This window comes from Thalassospira sp. HF15, from assembly GCF_011806525.1.
Lineage (GTDB): Bacteria > Pseudomonadota > Alphaproteobacteria > Rhodospirillales > Thalassospiraceae > Thalassospira.
This window is the reverse complement of record NZ_JAAVKI010000008.1, coordinates 33,715-55,051: the sequence shown is the minus strand read 5'-3', so window position 1 is coordinate 55,051 and position 21,337 is coordinate 33,715. Positions and strand designations below refer to the sequence as shown.

Below are 21,337 nucleotides of genomic sequence, written 5' to 3'. Positions count from 1 at the left end.
GTCTGCTCGAAAAGAAAGTGACGTTATGACGAAGGCTGTTTTATGGACCGCACAGGATGCCGCAACCGCAACCGGTGGCAAAACCACAGGTGACTGGACGGTAACCGGCATCTCGATTGACAGCCGCAAAGTCAGCGAAGGCGATCTGTTCATCGCCCTGAAAGGCCCGAATTTCGACGGCCACAAATTTGCCCAGGCCGCCCTTGATGCAGGTGCCCATGCCGTCATGGTTTCAGATGACCGTGGCATTACCGACACTGACAAGGTTCTTCTGGTTGATGACACGATGGCCGCCCTTGAGCGCCTTGGCATTGCCGGACGTGCGCGCAGCAAAGCCAAAATCGTTGCCATCACTGGCAGTGTCGGCAAGACCGGCACCAAGGAAGCCCTTAAATACGTGCTGTCCCAGCAGGGAAAAACACATGCCAGCCCGGCCAGCTTCAACAACCATTGGGGCGTACCGATAACACTGGCGACACTGCCGGCCGATGCCGATTTTGGTGTCTTTGAAATTGGCATGAACCATCCCGGTGAAATCAGTTCGCTTGTCAAAATGGTCAAGCCATCTGTGGCGCTGATCACCACGGTGGTTGGTGCGCACACCGAATTCTTTAAGGATGAAGCCGAAATCGCCATGGCCAAGGCCGAGATTTTTGAAGGCCTTGATAGCGACGGCACCGTCATCCTGAACCGAGACAACCTGCATTACTTTGCCCTTGCCCGCCGTGCCAAGGAACTTGGCCTTGGCAACATCAAATGCTTCGGCACGGATGCCGTTTCGAATTATCGCCTGTTTGAAGCCAACATTGTCACTGATGGCAGTGCTGTCCGTGCGCGGGTCGGCGGTCAGGATCTGGAATATTTCATCGGGTGCCCTGGCGAACACTGGGTTCTGAATTCATTGGCCGTTCTCGGCTGTGTCGATGCGATTGGGGCGGACCTCATCAAGGCCTCCAAGGATCTGGCCGATGTCACACCACCTGCCGGGCGCGGTGAAACACACACCGTCAAACTGCCATCTGGCGAAGGCACATTTACCCTGATTGATGATGCCTATAACGCCAACCCGACCTCGATGATGGCCGGGATCAAGGTATTATCCCAAACCAAACCGGGAGAAGGCGGACGCAAGATTGCAGTTCTCGGTGACATGCGTGAACTTGGCGACAGCGCGACCAAGATGCATGCCGATCTCTATCACCCGCTGACTTCGCTTGAGATTGATCGGGTTTATTCGGTTGGGCCTCTGATGGCCGAGCTCGACAAGACTTTGCCTTCCGAACGCAATGCCGGCCACTTTGACACCGCCGAAGACGCGATTGAGCCGATCAAGGCCGATTTGCGCGATGGCGATGTGGTTTTGCTCAAAGGATCGCTTGGCATTTACGTTTCGAAAATTGTATCGGCACTAAAATCCTGTGGCGTGTTGGAAAAATCCACAACCGCAACAGAGTAAGTCGCAAAAGGAACGACCAGAGCAATGCTCTATAATCTGCTTTATCAATTTGCTGATCAGATGCCGGTACTGAACCTGTTTCGGTATATCACCTTCCGCACGGGCGGTGCGATCATCACATCGCTTGTCCTTGCCTTTGTGATCGGCCCGCACCTGATCAACTGGTTGCGTTCCAAACAAAGCGAAGGTCAGCCGATCCGTGAAGATGGCCCCGAAAGCCATTTGTTGACCAAAAAAGGCACGCCCACCATGGGCGGGCTTTTGTTGTTGCTATCAACGTCAATTGCCACCCTGCTGTGGGCCGATTTGACCAACCCCTATGTCTGGGCGGTCTTGCTGGTAACCATCGGCTATGGCTTCCTTGGTTTCCTGGACGACTTTCTGAAGGTTTCCAAACGTAACACCAAAGGTCTTCCGGGCAAGCTCAAGCTTCTTGGACAGTTTTCGATTGCTGCCCTTGCTGCCTGGTGGATTTCTTACAACACCGCCGATCCGCTTTCGACCGCGCTGGCCTTCCCGTTCTTCAAGAACTTCCTGCTGGATCTGGGTTGGTTCTTTGTGCCATTTGCCATGTTTGTCATGGTTGGTGCTTCGAACTCGGTGAACCTGACAGATGGCCTTGATGGCCTTGCCATCGTGCCGGTAATGATTGCGGCAGCAAGCTTTGCGTTGATCACCTATCTGATCGGTAACGTTCAGTTCGCGGAATATCTGCAAGTCCATTACGTTGCCGGTTCTGGCGAATTGACCATTTTCCTTGGCGCCCTGGTTGGTGCAGGCCTTGGCTTCCTTTGGTACAACGCACCGCCTGCAATGGTGTTTATGGGCGATACGGGCTCACTGGCGCTTGGTGGTGCGTTGGGCGCGGTTTCGGTTGTCACGAAGCACGAACTGGTTCTGGCGATTATTGGTGGCCTGTTTGTTCTGGAAACCCTGTCAGTGATCATTCAGGTCGGGTCATATAAACTGACCGGCAAGCGCGTATTCCGCATGGCCCCGCTTCATCACCATTTCGAGAAAAAGGGCTGGCAGGAAGCGACCATCGTGATCCGCTTCTGGATCATTGCCGTCATCCTCGCACTGGTTGGTCTTGCAACCCTGAAACTTCGTTGAGGACAAACTGAGGTGATTGATCTTTCGCATCTGCGCGGCAAAACCATCGCGGTTCTGGGGCTTGGGAAATCCGGACTGGCCAGTGTGAAAGCATTGATCAATGCAGGCGCAATCGTCTGGGCATGGGATGACACCGCGTCATCGCGCGAACAGCTCGAACCGCTTGGCCTTGTGCCGATCAATCTGGCGGAATGTGACTGGTCAGAGCCCGAGATGCTGGTGATCAGCCCGGGCATTCCATCCACCTTCCCGTCCCCGCATCCGGCCGCCGAGAAAGCACGCCGTGCGGGCAAGCCGATCATTTGCGACGTCGAACTGTTGTGCACGGCACAGCCTGATGTCCCCACACTTGCCATCACCGGCACCAACGGCAAATCAACCACTACAGCCCTCACCGCCCACATCATTGGACAGGCCGGGATCAAAACGCAGGCCGGTGGCAACCTTGGCAATGCGGCACTCGGGCTTGAGCCATCGACGAGCGACGATTGCCTTGTTCTTGAACTGTCATCCTATCAGCTTGAACTGCTTGAACATGCGGCCTTTGATGCCTGCGCACTTTTGAACATTACGCCGGATCATCTTGATCGCCATGGCGGGCTCGATGGTTATATCGGCGCAAAGCACCTGATCTTTGCACGTTCCAAAGGCCCCAAATGGGCAATCATTTCCATTGATGATGAGCCATGCGCGAAAATGGCCGTTGAACTGGCCCGTGAAGGTGGTCGGCACATCATCGAAGTATCGGTCAAACAACCGGTCGATCACGGCATCTATGTTGATGCGGATGGCTGGTTGATTGACGACATGACCGGCGCACAGACCCGTATTCTTGATCTTGCAACCGTCACCCACATGCCCGGACGCCACAACTGGCAAAACATTGCCTTTGCCTATGGACTGTGCCGTGTGCGTGGGATCGATGCCACCCGGATCATTGATGGCATCATGTCCTTCCCGGGTCTTGCCCACAGACAAGAACTTCTGGGCAGCATTGATGGCGTGGTATTTGTCAATGACAGCAAGGCCACCAATGCCGAGGCATCGGCAAAGGCGCTTTCGGCCTATAAGAACATTTACTGGATTGTGGGTGGCAAACCCAAGGAAGGCGGGATCGAAGGCCTGCAGGAATTCTATCCCCACATCAAGAAAGCCTATCTGATTGGCGCTGCGACCAATGAGTTTGCCGAAACCCTTGGCGATGATTTGCCGTGGGAAAGATGCGAAACCCTTGATGTCGCAACCCGTGCCGCGTTTACAGACGCCAAGGCAAGCGGTGATGATAAACCGGTCGTGATGTTAACCCCTGCCTGCGCATCTTTTGATCAGTTCAAAAGCTTTGAGGCACGTGGTGACGCATTCAGGGAAATCTTCGCCCAACTTGGGACATCCGGAAAGGTAAGCGCATGAAGTCCCTGTTTGGTCATAACACGCATATCGCCTTTTCGCGCGCCGACACATCAGTTCTGGGAATCTGGTGGTGGACGGTTGATCGCTGGTTGCTGGCCGCCATCATCCTTCTGATGGGGATTGGCGCACTTCTGGTGATGTCAGCAAGCCCACCGGTTGCCGATCGCATCAATGTTGACAGCTTCCACTTTGTGACCCGCCAGTTTGTCTTCCTCGGTATGGCGACGATCTGCATGTTTACCATTTCCCTGTTACCGGTGAAATGGATCAGGCGGCTGGCATCGTTCATGTTTCTGGGTGTGATCTTCTTGCTGATCATAACCCCCTTCATCGGATCAGACATCAAGGGTGCGGTGCGTTGGATCAACATTGCCGGGATTAACCTGCAACCTTCGGAGTTCCTCAAACCGGCCTTTGCAGTTGTCATTGCCTGGATGTTTGCCGAAGGACGCCTGAACCCCAACTTCCCGGGTTATATCGTTTCCAGCCTGATGCTGGCACTTTGCATATTCCTCCTGATGATCCAGCCCGATTTTGGTCAGACCGTTGTGATCACCTCGATCTGGTCAGTGCAGATCTTCCTGGCTGGCCTTCCGATCATTCTGGTGTTCTGTCTGGGGCTCGGCGCGGTTGGGCTGGCGGTTACCGCCTATCTGATCCTACCGCACGTGCAGTCGCGCGTGGATCGCTTCCTTGATCCCGCATCGGGTGACAGCTATCAGATCGAACGATCCATGGAAGCCTTCATGAATGGCGGCATCATGGGCCGTGGACCGGGTGAAGGCTGGGTTAAGAACTCCATCCCCGATGCCCATTCCGATTTCATCTTTGCCGTTGCGGGCGAGGAATTCGGGCTTCTGTTCTGCGTGCTGGTTGTCGGTGTCTTCACCTTTATCATCATGCGCGGTCTTTCACGCCTGATGGGGGAGCGCAACCTGTTTGTGGTTCTCGCGGTCACCGGCATTCTGGTTCAGTTCGGCTTGCAGGCCGTCATCAATATGGCCTCCACCCTGCAATTGGTCCCGCCAAAAGGCATGACGCTGCCGTTCGTTTCCTACGGTGGGTCTGCAACCATCGGGATTGCAATAGGCATGGGATTTGTTCTGGCGCTGACGCGTAAGCGCCCCGGCGAATAACCAACAATCGACCACAAAAACTTTCTGCATCAAAACGACAAATTCGGGCCTTATTCAGTGACCGGTTTGAAGGGATATTAACCTTTGTCGGGTTCTGATGGGGGTAACTGTCAGGGACCTTCCCTGCACCGCCGCCGTTTTACATGTGGACAAGATGACTGACTTCGCAAATCCAGAATTTTCTGCCGCTGAAACACCGCTGGCAGGTCAGGTGATCGCCGTAACATCCGGCGGCACCGGCGGACATATGTTCCCGGCGGTTGCCTTGTCCAAATCACTGGTCCGTCGTGGCGCACAGGTCCTGTTTTTCACCGATGCCCGTGCCGCACGCTACACCGAGGGTGTAGAAGGTGTCGAAACCGTCATCCTTCCTGCAGGCGGGATTGCCGGCAAAGGCATCAAGGGCCGCCTGATCGGTGCCGCCCGTCTTGGCCTTGGCACACTAAAAGCCCGTAAACGGATCAAAAAAACCAAACCATCAGCTGTGATCGGCTTTGGCGGCTATGCATCCATCCCAGCGACCATGTCGGCGAAGTGGCTGGGTATTCCCTATGCCATACATGAACAAAACGCGGTTTTGGGTCGGGCGAACAGACTGGTAGCGAGTAACGCACAGCGGATCGCCACGTCCTTTGCCAAGGTCACGATGATTGCACCTGGTGACGAAGCCAAGGTGATCTGGACCGGTAACCCGGTGCGCGCCGAAGTCGCCGCCCTTGCCGCGAGCGAATATGACGCACCCACCAATGATGGTCCAATACGCCTTCTGATAACCGGCGGGTCACAAGGGGCACGCATCCTGTCCGAGGTGCTGCCGACTGCACTTGTCAATCTGCCAGAAGGTCTGCGTAAACGTCTGGTCGTCACCCAACAGGCCCGCGAAGAAGATATTGATGCGGTCCGCAAGACTTACGATGGATCACAGATAGACGTCACACTGGCATCATTCATCGATGACATTCCCGAACGTCTGCGTGATTGCCATCTGGTGATAGCCCGTTCGGGTGCCTCGACCGTTGCCGAACTGACAGCAGCCGGTCGACCGGGTTTTCTGGTGCCGTTGCCCCATGCCATCGATGACCACCAGCGCTACAATGCCCAGCAGGTCGAAGAAGCAGGTGGCGCATGGTTGATGCCACAGGATCGTTTCAGCAGCGAGGCTGTAACAGACCGTTTGGCAAAACTTTTGACCAATCCCGCTGCCCTAACCCGTGCTGCGAAGGCTGCAAAAAGCAGTGGGCGTGCGAACGCCGCAGAGCGGTTGGCAGACATGGTGCTTGATATGCTGGGCTTGAACCCGGCGGGAAGCCCTGACAACAAGAACATGAATGAAGACCGAGGAGACACGCAATGAACACCCTGCCGCTCAACATCGGCACCATCCACTTTGTCGGTATTGGTGGCATCGGCATGTCCGGTATTGCCGAAATCCTGAATAACCTTGGTTATTCGGTGCAGGGCTCGGACATTTCCGACAATGCCAATGTGCAGCGCCTGCGCGCCCTTGGCATCAAGGTCTTTGTCGGCCACAAGGCGGAAAATGTCGAAGAAGCCAAGGTTGTTGTGATCTCAACGGCGGTTAAGGCCGACAACCCCGAAGTGATTGCTGCGCGGGCTGCGATGATCCCGGTCGTGCGCCGTGCAGAAATGCTGGCCGAACTGATGCGCCTTAAGGCCGCGATTGCGATTGGCGGCACGCACGGTAAAACCACGACAACATCGCTTGTCGCCACCATGCTGGATGCCGCCGGATTGGACCCGACTGTGATCAATGGCGGCATCATCAATTCATACGGCACCAATGCACGTTTGGGCGAAGGTGACTGGATGGTGGTCGAGGCAGATGAATCTGATGGCACGTTTGTAAAAGTGCCGTCCACGATTTCAGTCGTCACCAACATCGATCCCGAACATCTCGACCATTGGAAAGATTTCGATCAACTGCGCGAAGCCTTCAAGAACTTCGTTCAGAACATCCCGTTTTATGGCTTTGCCGTGCTGTGTATCGACCATCCCGAGGTCCAGGCCCTGATTGGTCGGGTAACGGATCGACGCATTTTCACATTCGGTTTCTCGCCGCAGGCCGATGTACGTGCGGTCAATGTGCGTACCAATATCGGCGACAGTGTCTTTGACGTTGTCATCCGCGAACGGGTCGATAGCGAGGAACGTGTCATCAAGGATGTTCGCCTGCCGATGGTCGGTGACCATAACGTATCGAACTCGCTGGCGGCGATCACCGTTGCCCTTGAGCTTGGCATCCCCGACGAGAAAATCGTCTCCGCCTTTGACGGGTTTACTGGCGTAAAACGCCGCTTCACCAAAACCGGCGAAGTCGACGGTGTCACTATCATTGACGATTACGGTCACCACCCGGTTGAAATCAAGGCCGTGCTAAAAGCCGCCCGTCAGGCAACGCGCAACAACGTGATCGCAGTGGTTCAGCCGCACCGCTATTCGCGCCTGCATGACCTTTTCGAAGATTTCTGTACCTGCTTTAACGACGCGGACAGCGTAATTGTCGCAGATGTATTCGAGGCCGGTGAAAGCCCGATTGAAGGTGCATCACGTGACGCCCTTGTCGAAGGCCTGCGCAACCGTGGCCATCGCCATGTCAGCGCACTCGAAGGACCTGAGAAACTGGCGGAAGTGATCAAAAACGAAGCCGAGGCAGGCGATCTGGTCGTTTGTCTGGGTGCTGGCTCAATCAGTGCATGGGCCAATGCCCTGCCCGCCCAACTTGAAGCAATCAAGAACTGAAACAGATATGAGCACGCCGGAACACCATACGCCCCTGATCGACCGCCTGCCGAAGGTACGTGGCAAGCTGCGTGAAGGCGCGCAACTTGCCAAAGTCACCTGGTTTCAGGTTGGCGGCCCGGCCGATGTGATGTTTCGGCCCGCCGATGAAGCCGACCTTGCCGATTTTCTTAAAGGCAAGCCAGCAGACATGCCGGTAACTGTGATCGGGGTTGGGTCGAACCTTCTGGTGCGTGATGGCGGAATTCGCGGGATTGTGATCCGTCTGGGCCGTCCGTTTACCGAGGCCAAGATCAAAGATGGTGATCTGCATGTCGGCGCCGGGGCGCTTGATTTGAACGTTGCCCAGACCGCTCAGATGAACGGCATCGCCGGTCTTGAATTCCTGTCAGGTATTCCGGGCACAATTGGCGGGGCCCTGCGCATGAATGCCGGTGCCTATGGCACGGAAATCAAAGATGTTCTGGTTTCTGCCACTGCGATTGATGACAAGGGCAACATACACAATGTCACGCCCGATGAAATGGATATGTCCTATCGCCATTGCGGTGTCCCGGAAGACTGGATTTTCACATCCGCCGTCTTGCGCGGCACGTCAGGTGATCCAGCAGATATAGCCAAACGCATCGATGAAATCCAGCAGGCGCGTGCCGGATCACAACCGATCAAATCGCGCACAGGCGGGTCGACATTTGCAAATCCGGTTCCGGCCCGAGCATGGGAAGTCATCGATGCTGCCGGCTGTCGCGGACTTAAGATCGGCGGCGCACAGATGTCCGAACAACACTGCAATTTCATGATCAATACGGGCGATGCCACCGCCCTTGATCTTGAACAGCTGGGTGATGAAGTCCGTAAACGGGTCAAAGAACATAGCGGCGTAGAGCTGCGCTGGGAGATTCGGCGCATTGGCGAACGCCTTGGCCACTCGATCATAGGAAAAGACGCATGAGCAAACATGTCGCTGTCATTCTGGGCGGTTGGTCAGCAGAACGGGAAGTTTCCCTGTCATCGGGACGCGAATGCGCCAAGGCACTACGTGAAAAGGGTTATAGGGTCACCGAGGTCGATGCGACGCGCGATATCGCACGTCAAATTGGGGCAATCGATCCCAAGCCGGACGTGATTTTTAACGCACTTCACGGTCGCTGGGGCGAAGATGGCGCGATTCAGGGCCTCCTTGAAATCATGAACATTCCCTATACCCATTCGGGTGTCCGGGCATCGGCGATTGCCATGGACAAGATGTCTGCCAAGGCGATGTTTGCCGAATATGACATTCCCTGCGCTCGCCACGTCTGGGTAACACGCGATGACATCGCGTCCGGCAAGGCATTGCCACCGCCCTATGTCCTGAAACCCAATAATGAAGGGTCTTCTGTCGGAGTTGAAATCATCCTCACGCCAGAGGAAGAGCAAAACATGCTGGCGCGTGATTGGGATCACGGCGAAGGCGTCATGCAGGAAGAATTCATTCCCGGGCGCGAAATGACCGTTGCCGTCAAGGAAGGCAAGGCGATGGAAGTCATCGAAATCCTGACTGGCAATCATGCCTTTTACGATTTTGAATCCAAATACGCCCAGGGCGGGTCAGAGCATATCATTCCGGCCGACATTGAAACTTCCCTGCGCGACCGACTGCAACGCCACGCCGAAGAAGCCTACAAGGCACTTGGTTGCCGGGGTGTCGCACGTGCAGATTTCCGCTATGACCCGGACCAGGACCGACTGGCGATCCTTGAGATCAATACCCAACCCGGCATGACACCGACATCGCTTGTTCCCGATGCCGCCCGTCACGACGGAATGAGCTTTGCTGATATCGTCGCATGGATGGTGGAGGATGCCTCATGCGAACGCTAGAGGAGCAGGCCCGCGAACGGCGCGAAAAGCTTGATAAACGGCATGGCGTTGCCTCCAACGTCAAAAAGATCGCGCGCGTCATGTGGTGGAGCGGCTTTATTGGGGCCATTACCATCATTCCGGCGACCCTTTTCTATACCGGCAAGGCTGACAAATGGCTCGACATGGCCGAACAGGAAAGCATTCGCCTGTCCGCCGAATTTGGCATGACGGTCAAGAATATCGAAGTATCAGGCCGCGAAAAAACCGACACCAACGCGCTTCTGGCCGCCATTGGACAGAAACCGGGCACGCCGATCATTACCTTTGATGTTGATGCTGCACGTGAACGGGTCGAGGAACTGTCATGGGTGCGCAGAGCAACGGTCGAACGCCAGTTGCCTGATACCCTGATCGTATCGGTTGTTGAACGAAAGCCGCTGGCACTTTGGCAGACCGAAGGTCGTGAACATGTCCTGATCGATGGCGATGGCGAACAGCTTCAGAATTATGAACTGGGGGATTATCTTGATCTTCCGGTTCTGGTCGGCGATGACGCACCAAAAGCCGCGGCTGAAATGCTGACCACCTTGCAAGGCATACCGCATCTCTATGACCAGATCACCGGTGCGCAGCGCATTGGCCATCGCCGCTGGAATATTCAGCTTGCCAATGGGATGTTCATTCGCCTGCCCGAAGAAAACATGGACAAGGCCTGGCAACGTCTTGAATTGCTGGACCGTGACCATGGCATTCTTGATCGCGATGTTCTGATTGTTGATCTGCGTCTGCCGGACCGGACATTTGTCCGCCTGACACCCGGGGCCGCGGAACAAAGACGCAATCCGCCAAAGAAGGAAGGCGCGGTCTGAACTGACCGCCCATCAGCCTTCTTGCAAAACCGCCGCCTTGCAGCCAGCTTGGACGGTAATTTTTGATTACCGATATTTTTTACGCTGTTCTTTCGAACATTCGCATGAAAGATGCGTTATCTGAGGGCCTGCCTTAACCAAATTGCAACCGCTTTTGGTGGAAAACAGGCTTAATAAGGTAGGGTTATAAAAGTCCCGCCACATAACCGATAAAAATTCAGAGCATTCAATTGGCACGCGGCAAAACCAGATCAGGATTGATTGCGGCTTTGGACATTGGAACGTCCAAGGTCTGCTGCTTTATTGCGCGACGTGAAAAAGACCAGCCCCCCAAAATCATCGGCATCGGTCATAACATGTCCAAGGGTCTGCAAAGCGGAACCATCTCCAATCTTGATGCCGCTCAGGAAGTTGTTCTCGCCGCTGTCAATGCGGCCGAAAAAATGGCGGGTCAGACAATCGACTCGGTCATTGTTAACCTTTCTGGTGGCCGTCCTGAGTCTGAAACCCACACGGTTGAGCTCCCGCTCGGTTCCCGCCCGATCGGCAACCTTGAGATCCGAAAACTCAACGACCAGAAAGAAGCCCTTCTGCGTCAGGCCGGCGATGAACTGATCCATACGGTTCCGCTGGGCTTTCGTCTTGATGGTGCCAATACCATGAACGACCCGCGTGGCATGTATGGATCGACCCTTGGTCTTGATCTGCATTTTGTCCGCACCCAGACAGCACCTTTGCGTAACCTTGATACCCTGCTTGCGCGCTGCCATCTTGCGATTGAAGAAACCGTTGTCACCCCGCTGGCATCGGGTCTTGCTGCGCTGACTCCTGATCAGCGGGATCTGGGCGCAACCGTGATCGACATGGGCGCCGGTACGACCAGTGTTGCCGTGTTTAACGCCGGTCAGGTGGTCTACACTACATCCATCCCGGTGGGTGGTGCACATGTGACGCGTGATATCGCCTATGGCCTCAACACGTCGCTTAACCATGCAGAACGTATGAAAACCCTGCATGGCAGCGCTTTGACGTCCCCGTCTGATGATCAGGAAATCCTTGCGGTTCCGACCATTGGCGATGAAGACGAAAACAATTTCAATCATGTCCCGCGCTCGATGCTGATCAACATCATCAAGCCCAGGCTTGAAGAAACCTTTGAATTGATTCGCGATCAACTTGAAGAGCATGGCCTGACCCAGATTGGCGGCCGCAGCATCGTTCTGACCGGTGGCGCCAGCCAGCTTAACGCCATTGCCGATCTGGCCAGCCAGATGTTTGAACGCCCGGCTGCCATTGCCCTGCCACACGGTGTATCGGGCCTTGCCGAAGCAACTGGCGGACCCGCCTTTTCCGCCTGTTCGGGCCTGCTGTTACGCGCAGTTTCGCAACAGAACGACCCGCTGAGCGAGGCCATGGCGCAAATCCGTCAATCCGGCGGACGTTGGGGCCGATTGGGCGCGTGGTTCAAAGAGAACTTCTAGTACGCAAATCAAACGTACTTTTTTCTCCGATTTCCTGAAAACTTTTAGCCGTATTAAGAAGGCAATAACTCTTTGCCCGCTAAAACGAACTTGGAGGTCTTTGTGTCCGATGTGATTTTTGCACACACAGGCAAAGGGAAGGCTTGTGATGGACCCTCAGCTCTAAAGCGCGGAGAGGAAGAGCAAACAATGAGTACAATCAATTTTTCCGTCCCGGAGACGGAAGAAAACCTGAAGCCGAAGATTACCGTTATCGGTGTCGGCGGTGCCGGCGGCAACGCCGTTAACAACATGATCGCATCCGAACTCGAAGGATGTGACTTCGTTGTTGCCAACACCGATTCTCAGGCCCTGACCCAGGCAAAAGCAACACGTAAGATGCAGCTTGGCCGTAAAATCACCCAGGGGCTGGGTGCAGGCGCACGTCCTGATGCAGGCAGTGCCGCCGCTGAAGAATCCATTGAAGACATTCAGGCACAGCTTGAAGGCAGCCACATGGTATTCATCACCGCCGGTATGGGTGGTGGTACGGGTACCGGCGCCGCCCCGGTTATTGCACGTGCCGCCAAAGAGGCTGGCATCCTGACCGTCGGGGTTGTTACCAAGCCGTTCCATTTCGAAGGCACGCGCCGCATGCGCACGGCCGAACAGGGCATTGAGCAGCTTCAGCAGTATGTTGATACCCTGATCATCATTCCAAACCAGAACCTGTTCCGGGTTGCGAATGAAAAAACCACCTTCGCAGATGCCTTCCAGATGGCTGACGATGTTCTGCGCAACGGTGTGCGTTCGATTACCGACCTTATGATGGTTCCGGGCCTTGTGAACCTTGACTTTGCCGATATCCGCACTGTCATGAGCGAGATGGGCAAAGCCATGATGGGCACCGGCGAAGCATCGGGCGAAAAACGTGCACTTGAGGCTGCCGAAGCCGCAATAGCCAATCCGCTTCTGGAAGATGCTTCGATGAAAGGTGCCCGTGCGGTGCTTATCAACATCACCGGCGGCATGGATATGGCGCTTTACGAAGTTGACGAAGCCGCGAACCGTATCCGCGAGGAAGTCGCATCCGAAGCCAACATCATCTTTGGTTCGACTTTCGATCCGACCATCGAAGGTGCACTTCGCGTTTCTGTCGTCGCAACCGGTATCGATGCCGAAGAAGTTCGTCGTCCGCAGCCGACCACCGTTTCCGTGGCTCAACCCTTGGCACAGAAACCGGCTGAACAGCCAGCAGCAGCGCCGTCCTTCGCCCAGCATGGCGCAGGCAACGCAGCAGCCGCTGCTGCAGAGAGCGCCGGTACAGGTGATTACGCTGGCGGTGGATCGGTTGACCATATTCCGGCTGATCGCTTTGCTGCGACAGGTAGTGCACAGCAACCGGAAATCAGCCATCAGGCTGAAGCACAGGAAACCGGGTCGATAGAAATGGGCCAGACGGTTCTCAAGCCGAAACCTGTTCTGCGCGCTGACAAGCCGACCGAGAAGACCACCAGCAACGGCGACATGGCGTTCATTCCGCCGCGTGCTGTAAGCCCGAGCGAAGCTGAGCATAAACCGCACAGCCCGGATGTCTTCGAGGCAGCTGATGCCCAGAATGCAACCTCGCCGCGTTCGGTTCTGAGCAGCCTGTTTGGCAAGAATAAAACCGCCAAGGAACCGCATCAGCATGCGGAACCGAGAGTCTCGCAGCCACAGGCACCGGCACCGCGTCAGACCGAAATGCCACTTGGCGAAGATGGCGAGCATGTCACCAAGAAGGAGCCCGCTTCCCGGGGCAAGGCGCCCGGCGCGTCTGATGACCTTCTTGAAATCCCGGCCTTCCTTCGTCGTCAGGCCAACTGACGACGACCTCCGCGCGAAGATGGGGAAGGCTGGTGGCCTTCCCCTTTTTTTTGAGTGTTCAACCTTAGATGACGCAACACATCAACGATTGTGATCAAAGGCCCAGGCCCGGATTATGGCACAGCACCTAAATCGCAAGACGAAACTAGATTTTATTGTTTAATTTCAGATTTCTACGAAGTTTACAAAGCGTAACAAAGAGTGATTTGAGTGATTGTTCAATCATCAGTAATGTCTGAAACTAACAAAGCAGGGGCCGATGGATTTGAAAATGGCCTTAAACATGCTTTGACTGTGATTGATTATAAACTGACTGACCTGATTTGGGGGTTCCTGTGAACAATATTGCCGATCTTGGTTCTGCTATCTCGCAGACAGGTATGTCCGGCGACGGTTATGTGGCCCAGCGCACATTGAAAGCCTCCATCGGGTGTGCCGGTGTCGGTTTGCATTCAGGTCAGAAGATCCGCATCACCTTGCACCCCGCACCTACTGATCATGGCATCGTATTTCGCCGCACGGACCTGGATGACCAGCCGCTATTTCCGGCACGTTACGATCGTGTGATTGATACCCGTCTTTGCACTTGCCTTGGCGATGCGTCCAAGGGCATCAAGATTGGCACCATCGAACATCTTATGGCCGCCCTTGCCGGATCACGCATTGATAACGTTCTGATTGATATCGATGCCGACGAAGTTCCGGTCATGGATGGCAGCTCTGCGCCGTTTAATTTCCTGATTGATTGTGTTGGCATCGAAGAACTTGATGCCCCGCGTCAGGTCATTGAAGTCCTCAAAGCGGTTGAAGTCGAATATAACGGTTGTACCGCCCGGGTCGAGCCGGCCAACGGCTTCGAAATTGATTTCGAAATTGATTTCGCCAGCAAAGCCATCGCCAACCAGCGGATGTCGGTAAAATTCGATGATGGCGTGTTTGTTGCTGATATTTCGCGTGCACGCACCTTTGGTTTCCTGCACGAAGTCGAAGCCATGCGCTCTGCCGGTCTGGCACGTGGCGGATCACTTGATAACGCTGTTGTTCTTTCCGGTGACGAAGTCATGAATGAGGAAGGCCTGCGCTACGAAGACGAATTTGTCCGCCACAAGATCCTTGATGCACTTGGCGATCTTTACACTGCGGGCAAGCAACTTCAGGGCAAGGTCACGGCCTACAAATCGGGTCACCACGTCAACAACCTGCTGCTGCAGGCCTTGCTGGCTGATGAAAGCGCCTACCGGGTTGTTCCGCTGTCCAAGGCGTCCCTGCGCGGTGTCTCCGAACCGGTTCTTGCCACCGCCTGAGAACAGGCAAGTTTGGCATTTGAATTACAACAATGGCGACCTTCATGGTCGCCATTGTTGTTTCTGGCCCATGTTTTGTGATTGCTGATCAGGGTCAAAGCATTCAACATCGAATAAAAGTCGACAAATGGCGACACAACTACTTGCCCAAGCACGCCCTTCACATGATATAGTCCGGCGAATTTTCCGGTGAGTGCGTCACAAATTTCGAGGATACGTCACAGTGCTAAGTACCGTTCGCGCCAAGCATCTCATTGCCACTTTCGGCCTGTCGCTAATGCTTGCGGCATGTTCAAGCAATGAGGCACCGGAATATGTCGAACGTCCGGTTTCCGAGCTGTATAATGGCGCGCAGGACCTGCTTGACGCCAAGGAGTACAAGCAGGCAGCCGAGGCGTTTGACGAAGTGGAACGCCAGCACCCCTATTCGGTCTGGGCGACCAAGGCGACCTTGATGTCGGCCTATGCCTATTATCAGGACAACGAGTATGACGATGCGATCAATGCACTGGATCGCTTCATCTCGCTCCATCCGGCGAACCCGGATGTGCCTTATGCCTACTACCTCAAGGCGCTGTCCTATTACGAACAGATTTCCGACGTCGGCCGTGATCAGCAGATGACCCAGCACGCGATGGACGCGCTTGATGACGTTATCCGCCGTTTCCCCGATAGCAAATATGCCCGCGATGCAAAGTTGAAAAAGGACCTTACGGTCGACCACCTTGCCGGCAAGGAAATGGATGTCGGGCGTTATTATCAGGACCGCAACGAATATCTGGCCGCGATCAACCGCTTCAAATCCGTGATCGAAAACTATCAGACCACCACCCACGTGCCAGAGGCCCTTGCACGCCTGACCGAATGCTATCTTTCGCTTGGTCTGGAAGGCGAGGCAAAACGCACTGCAGCCGTGCTTGGCCACAACTTCCCAGGCAGCGAATATTACAGCGAATCCTATAGCCTCATGCTGGGCGAAGAAGCCCCAGAGCGTGAAGGGGAAAGCTGGTGGGATTCAACGAAAAACTCCATCTCCAGCCTGTTCTGAGTTCAGATAGACGAACCTTCGCAATTCCAACGGTTTGCTTGACAACCAGCCTTGCGACAATATAGAACAAAAATAGAACAACTTGCGGTTAGCATCTGAAATCACTGCACTTTGACCAAACATTGTTGTCACGACTGGATTGAAAGTTGTTTCGCCGTCGCAAAGCTTGCAAGGCAGTGCGGGATTGGGCACTCTGCAAATTCAACAACAAGTTTGGCTGTACCTGTCTGCTGCTCCGTTAACAACATCAGTACCCAGCAATGCTTCGACGCCTCAGCATTCGGAATGTAGTCCTTATCGACAAACTGGATCTCGATTTTCACGATGGGCTTAGTGTGCTCACGGGTGAAACCGGTGCCGGGAAATCGATCCTGCTTGACTCACTCGGACTTGCATTGGGCGCGCGCGCCGACAGTGGCCTTGTTCGCCATGGTTGCGACAAGTGCAGTGTCACGGCGACCTTTAATCTGCCGCAGGGACATCCCGTTTTCGCGTTGCTTTCCGATCAGGACATCGACCTAGAAGGCGAAGACCTTGTCGTCCGACGCGTGGTGACATCTGATGGTCGGTCACGTGCCTACGTAAATGATCAGTCCGTTTCGGTTGGTTTGCTTCGCGATGTTGGCAATTACTGCGTTGAAATTCAGGGCCAGTTTGACCAACACGGATTGCTGGACCCGACAACCCACCGTGCGACGCTTGACGCCCATGGCAATCTCGGCACCCTTGCGATGACCGTGCGCGATCACTGGCGCGCCTGGCGGGAAACGCAAAAGGAACTCAATGCTGCGCGGGCGCGCATCGATAAGGCGCGCGAGGAAGAAGAGTGGCTGCGTCATGCCGTGGATGAGCTTGAAAAGCTCGCCCCCGAAGAAGGTGAGGAAGAACGCCTTGCCGAAGAACGCCAGTTCCTGATGCATGGCGAAAAGCTGGTTGCGGCCCTTAATGATGCGGGATCCGAACTATTACGCGGCAAGGGGGCAGAAAGTGCGCTTCGTAGTGCCCAGCGCTGCCTGGAACGCGAACTTGAAAAGGCAGATGGCCGGTTTGAGCCGATCATCGAGGCCCTTGATCGTGCAGCCATCGAACTTGAAGAGGCCAGCCGATCAATCTCGGCGACCCTTGCGGATCTTAACCTTGATACCGGCCATCAGGAAAATGTCGAGGAACGCCTGTTCGCCCTGCGCGCTGCGGCCCGCAAATATAATGTTCCCGTCGACGGGCTGAATGCCTTGATGAAAGATTTCCGGTCCCAGATTGATCAGCTTGAATTCGGTGAAAAGGAACTGTCGCGCCTGACCGTCGCGGTTGACCAGCATCGCAAAGCCTATATCGAAGCAGGCGAAAAGCTGCATGCTGCCCGCCAGGAAGCCGCGGCCAAGCTTGATGGCGCAATTAATGCCGAGCTGCCACCGCTTCGCATGGAGAAGGCGCGCTTTGTCACCGATATCGCAGAACTTGAAGAAGCCGACTGGGGCCAGGACGGTATCGACCGGGTACAGTTTACCGTCGCAACCAACCCAGGAAGCCCGCCCGGCGCCTTGAACAAGATCGCATCGGGTGGCGAGCTTTCACGCTTCTTGCTGGCCCTTAAAGTCGTGCTCGCACGGGTTTCCGCTGTCCCAAGTCTGGTGTTTGACGAAGTCGACAGTGGCGTCGGTGGGGCAACAGCCGCCGCCATTGGTCAGCGTCTGCATCTTTTGGCAAAGGAACGCCAGATCCTGGTCATCACCCACAGTCCACAGGTTGCCGCACGCGGCCGCACGCATTTTTATATCGCCAAGCGCGAGGCAGACGGCACCATGGTCACACGTGTGGATGCGCTTGTTGACGGGGCACGGCGCGAGGAAATCGCCCGTATGCTGGCCGGGCATTCCGTGACCGCCGAGGCCCGCGCGGCGGCCGACAGCCTGCTTGAACAACCCAATTGATCCCGACGCCAACATGTCGGCCCAACCTTGAATACGGAACAAAAAGAATATGAGCGCCGAACACGCGTCAAACATGTCCGATCTACCCGAACTGCCAGCGTCCAGCACCGAGGCGCGCAAACAGCATGCGGAAATTTCCGAACGTATCCGGTCTTACAACGAGGCCTATCACGTCAATGACGACCCGCTGGTTTCGGATGCGACCTATGACGCGCTGTTCAATCGCCTGATCGAACTTGAATCGCATTATCCGACGCTTAAGAAAAACAGCCCGACACAGGACGTCGGTGCCGCCCCGGCAGAAGGATTTGCCAAGGTCAAACATGCCCGCCCGATGCTGTCGCTGGGCAATGCGTTTTCGCGCGAGGACATTGTTGATTTTCTTGCGCGTATTCGCCGCTTCCTGAACCTGACAGCGCATAGCCCGGTTGAAGTGGTCGGCGAACCGAAAATCGATGGCCTGTCCCTGTCGCTGCGCTACGAGAACCGCAAACTTGTCACCGCTGCCACCCGTGGTGACGGGTCAGAGGGCGAAGACGTGACTGCCAATGTCGCCCATATTGACGACATCCCCAAAACCCTGCCCGATGACGCACCCGATGTGGTCGAAATCCGTGGCGAGGTCTATATGGCGCGTTCGGCGTTCCAGAAACTGAACGCAACCCAGGCCGAAACCGGCGGCAAAACCTTTGCCAATCCGCGCAATGCGGCGGCCGGGTCACTCCGCCAGCTGGATCCATCGATCAGTGCCAAGCGCCCGCTTCGTTTCTTTGCCTACAGCTTTGGCGAGTTGTCCGAAAGCCTTGCCCAGACCCAATGGGATTTCCTGCACAAGGTTGAAGGATGGGGCTTTGTTACCAATCCACTGACCCGCTTGCTGCATGACGCCGATGACATCATAGCGTTCTATGACGAATTGGGCACACAACGCCCCGATCTTGATTACGACATTGATGGCATCGTCTATAAGGTCAATGACTTCGAACTTCAGCTTCGACTTGGTTTTGTCAGCCGGTCACCGCGTTGGGCGATCGCGCATAAATTCCCGGCTGAAAAAGCCCGCACACGTTTGAACGCGATTGAAGTCCAGGTCGGTCGTACCGGCGCATTGACGCCGGTCGCGCGGCTGGAGCCCGTCACGGTTGGTGGTGTCGTGGTTTCGAATGCCACCCTTCATAACCGCGACGAGATCGAACGCCTTGGTGTTCGGGTCGGTGACATGGTTGTTATTCAACGTGCCGGTGATGTCATCCCGCAGGTGGTTGAAGTCATCCGCGATGAGCGCCCGGAAGACACGACCGAATATCAGTTCCCCGACACCTGCCCGAAGTGCGGCAGTCACGCCATGCGCGAAGAAGGCGAAGCCGTCACGCGGTGTACCGGTGGCCTGATTTGCCCGGCACAGGCGGTTGAACGCCTGAAGCATTTCGTATCGCGCAACGCCTTTGATATTGACGGGCTCGGCGCCAAAAATGTCGAGGCGTTCTTTGAATTGGGCTGGCTGAAGTCGCCTGGCGATATTTTCCGCCTCGAAAGCGATCATGGCGATGCCATCCGCAAGCTTGAAGGTTGGGGCGATAAATCCGCCGCCAAGCTGTTTGATGGCGTCAATGAACGCCGCACCATTGGTCTGGACCGGTTCATCTATGCCCTTGGCATTCGCCAGATCGGGCAAGCCACCGCCAAGCTTCTGGCGCGTCACTATGGCTCACTGGGCGAATGGCGCAGTGCCATGGTCGCAGCAAACGAGGCTGACAGCGAAGCCCTGCGCGAACTGATCAATATCGATCAGATTGGTCCGGGTGTTGCCAAGGACCTGATTGAATTCATGGCCGAAGATCACAATCGTGAAGTCCTTGATGATCTCCAAGATCTTTTGACCATCACCGATGTCGAAGCGCCCACCGTCAGTGACAATCCGGTCAACGGTAAGACCGTCGTCTTCACGGGCAAGCTTGAGCTGTTTTCACGCAACGAAGCCAAGGTCAAAGCTGAAAGCCTTGGCGCAAAGGTGGCGGGTTCTGTTTCGGCAAAAACCGATTATCTGGTTGCGGGACCGGGCGCAGGCTCCAAATTAAAGAAAGCAGAAGAATTAGGTGTTACAGTTCTTGATGAACAAGGATGGCTTGATCTGATCGCTGCTGAATAAAAATGTTCTTACTGGGGAAGTGTGCTGATGGAAGACCTTGGAAATTTCTTTCGCCGTTATGTCGACGCCCATCTCAAGCTTGAAGACAACGCGCTTGATGACTTCTTCCACTTCCCGTGTCTGATCAACGACTTGTCCGGTGTTCAGGCGATTGCGAACTCTTCAGACCTGCACAAGTATCACCAGTCGTTTTTCGAAGAACTGAAAAACGCCGACCTTGCCATGGCCAAATCCATGGTCGTTGAACAGCATTCCGCCCTGCCCGGTGGCGCGCGTGCGATTGTATCTTTCCGCTTTGGCAATTCGGACAACAACCTGATTTTTGATTGCGACTATGCCTTTGCGCTGCTCAAACAGGATGATCAGTGGAAAGTTATCTTCGCGCAACTTGATGAAATCAGATACAGCGACCTGTATTGAGGCCCGCATGGTGCCCGCCCTTCCCCAATACCTGATCAGACTTGGTCTTGCCCTGATGCTGGGCTGCATTCCCGGCTTATCAAAGGCTGATCCGGACTTTGACACCCTGTCAGGTCGTGCACGCGCGATTGACGCCGACACCCTTGAGTTTGGTTTCCGGCGGGTCGATTTGTGGGGTGCAGATGCGATGAACCGGTTTCAGAAATGCCTGGTGAATGGTCAAAGTACCGCCTGCGGGGCCGAGGCATGGCAGCTAACAACAAACCTTCTGGTTGCCACCCCGATCACCTGCGAAGTGCGCGGCAAGAACCGATATCACCGGAACATGGCCGTCTGTCGCAATGCCAACGGGGTTGATATCGGCCAAAGCCTGATCTTGCGCGGGATGGCAGTTGCACGTCCTGATCAGATGCCGGAATACGAAGCCTATGAAAATCAGGCCCGCCAGGCACGGAACGGCGTTTGGGCCGGCGATTTTATCGATCCGCTCAAATGGCGACGCGGCGAGCGCCTGCCGGAACATGAAATTGAAATCCGCCGCTGGCAACGCGACGATTAAAAGCCAAACCT

At 55.3% G+C, this 21,337-nt stretch carries 17 protein-coding genes; all 17 read left to right on the top strand.

The window, feature by feature from the left end; genetic code table 11:
* Positions 1-25: 25 nt before the first annotated feature.
* The 17 genes from murF (at position 26) to HED22_RS17030 (ending at position 21,326) form a co-directional block, all read left to right on the top strand.
* Complete coding sequence (murF, locus tag HED22_RS17110) at positions 26-1,456, top strand: UDP-N-acetylmuramoyl-tripeptide--D-alanyl-D-alanine ligase (protein ID WP_167724516.1); 1,431 nt, start codon at positions 26-28, stop codon at positions 1,454-1,456.
* Between the two features lie 24 nt (positions 1,457-1,480).
* The gene (gene mraY / locus HED22_RS17105; protein WP_167724513.1) at positions 1,481-2,569 is read left to right on the top strand and encodes a phospho-N-acetylmuramoyl-pentapeptide-transferase; all 1,089 of its coding nucleotides are present in this window, start codon (positions 1,481-1,483) and stop codon (positions 2,567-2,569) included.
* A 12-nt stretch (positions 2,570-2,581) separates the two neighbouring features.
* On the top strand, positions 2,582-3,979 hold the full coding sequence (gene murD, locus HED22_RS17100) for a UDP-N-acetylmuramoyl-L-alanine--D-glutamate ligase (RefSeq protein WP_167724511.1): 1,398 nt from the start codon (positions 2,582-2,584) through the stop codon (positions 3,977-3,979).
* Positions 3,976-5,115 (top strand): putative lipid II flippase FtsW, encoded by a 1,140-nt coding sequence (ftsW, locus tag HED22_RS17095; RefSeq protein ID WP_167724509.1) that lies wholly within the window; start codon positions 3,976-3,978, stop codon positions 5,113-5,115. Before murD ends, ftsW begins: the two co-directional genes overlap by 4 nt.
* A 154-nt stretch (positions 5,116-5,269) precedes the next feature.
* The gene (gene murG / locus HED22_RS17090; protein ID WP_167724507.1) at positions 5,270-6,469 is read left to right on the top strand and encodes an undecaprenyldiphospho-muramoylpentapeptide beta-N-acetylglucosaminyltransferase; all 1,200 of its coding nucleotides are present in this window, start codon (positions 5,270-5,272) and stop codon (positions 6,467-6,469) included.
* Entirely contained in the window at positions 6,466-7,875 is a 1,410-nt protein-coding gene (gene murC / locus HED22_RS17085; protein ID WP_167724505.1) for a UDP-N-acetylmuramate--L-alanine ligase, read from the top strand. Before murG ends, murC begins: the two co-directional genes overlap by 4 nt.
* A 7-nt stretch (positions 7,876-7,882) precedes the next feature.
* Entirely contained in the window at positions 7,883-8,827 is a 945-nt protein-coding gene (murB, locus tag HED22_RS17080; protein WP_167724504.1) for a UDP-N-acetylmuramate dehydrogenase, read from the top strand.
* Positions 8,824-9,738 carry a D-alanine--D-alanine ligase gene (locus HED22_RS17075; RefSeq protein ID WP_167724502.1) on the top strand — a complete coding sequence of 305 codons (915 nt, stop codon included), beginning with the start codon at positions 8,824-8,826 and terminating at the stop codon, positions 9,736-9,738. The genes murB and HED22_RS17075 overlap by 4 nt, the downstream gene beginning before the upstream one ends.
* On the top strand, positions 9,726-10,589 hold the full coding sequence (locus HED22_RS17070) for a cell division protein FtsQ/DivIB (RefSeq protein WP_167724500.1): 864 nt from the start codon (positions 9,726-9,728) through the stop codon (positions 10,587-10,589). The genes HED22_RS17075 and HED22_RS17070 overlap by 13 nt, the downstream gene beginning before the upstream one ends.
* 269 nt (positions 10,590-10,858) lie before the next feature.
* A complete protein-coding gene (gene ftsA / locus HED22_RS17065) occupies positions 10,859-12,070 on the top strand; it encodes a cell division protein FtsA (protein ID WP_254870220.1) in 1,212 nt (403 codons plus the stop codon).
* 189 nt (positions 12,071-12,259) lie between these two features.
* Positions 12,260-13,915, top strand: coding sequence for a cell division protein FtsZ (gene ftsZ / locus HED22_RS17060; protein ID WP_167724496.1), 1,656 nt, complete (start codon positions 12,260-12,262; stop codon positions 13,913-13,915).
* Positions 13,916-14,250: 335 nt separating this feature from the next.
* On the top strand, positions 14,251-15,219 hold the full coding sequence (lpxC, locus tag HED22_RS17055; protein ID WP_167724494.1) for a UDP-3-O-acyl-N-acetylglucosamine deacetylase: 969 nt from the start codon (positions 14,251-14,253) through the stop codon (positions 15,217-15,219).
* Positions 15,220-15,442: 223 nt separating this feature from the next.
* Positions 15,443-16,267 (top strand): outer membrane protein assembly factor BamD, encoded by an 825-nt coding sequence (locus HED22_RS17050; RefSeq protein ID WP_167724491.1) that lies wholly within the window; start codon positions 15,443-15,445, stop codon positions 16,265-16,267.
* A 260-nt stretch (positions 16,268-16,527) separates the two neighbouring features.
* On the top strand, positions 16,528-18,198 hold the full coding sequence (gene recN, locus HED22_RS17045) for a DNA repair protein RecN (protein ID WP_167724489.1): 1,671 nt from the start codon (positions 16,528-16,530) through the stop codon (positions 18,196-18,198).
* A 49-nt stretch (positions 18,199-18,247) separates the two neighbouring features.
* Positions 18,248-20,347: an NAD-dependent DNA ligase LigA gene (gene ligA, locus HED22_RS17040; RefSeq protein WP_167724487.1), complete on the top strand. Its 2,100-nt coding sequence runs from the start codon at positions 18,248-18,250 to the stop codon at positions 20,345-20,347.
* A 27-nt stretch (positions 20,348-20,374) separates the two neighbouring features.
* Positions 20,375-20,767 (top strand): hypothetical protein, encoded by a 393-nt coding sequence (locus HED22_RS17035; protein ID WP_167724486.1) that lies wholly within the window; start codon positions 20,375-20,377, stop codon positions 20,765-20,767.
* On the top strand, positions 20,739-21,326 hold the full coding sequence (locus HED22_RS17030) for a thermonuclease family protein (protein ID WP_167724483.1): 588 nt from the start codon (positions 20,739-20,741) through the stop codon (positions 21,324-21,326). Before HED22_RS17035 ends, HED22_RS17030 begins: the two co-directional genes overlap by 29 nt.
* Positions 21,327-21,337 lie beyond the last annotated feature (11 nt).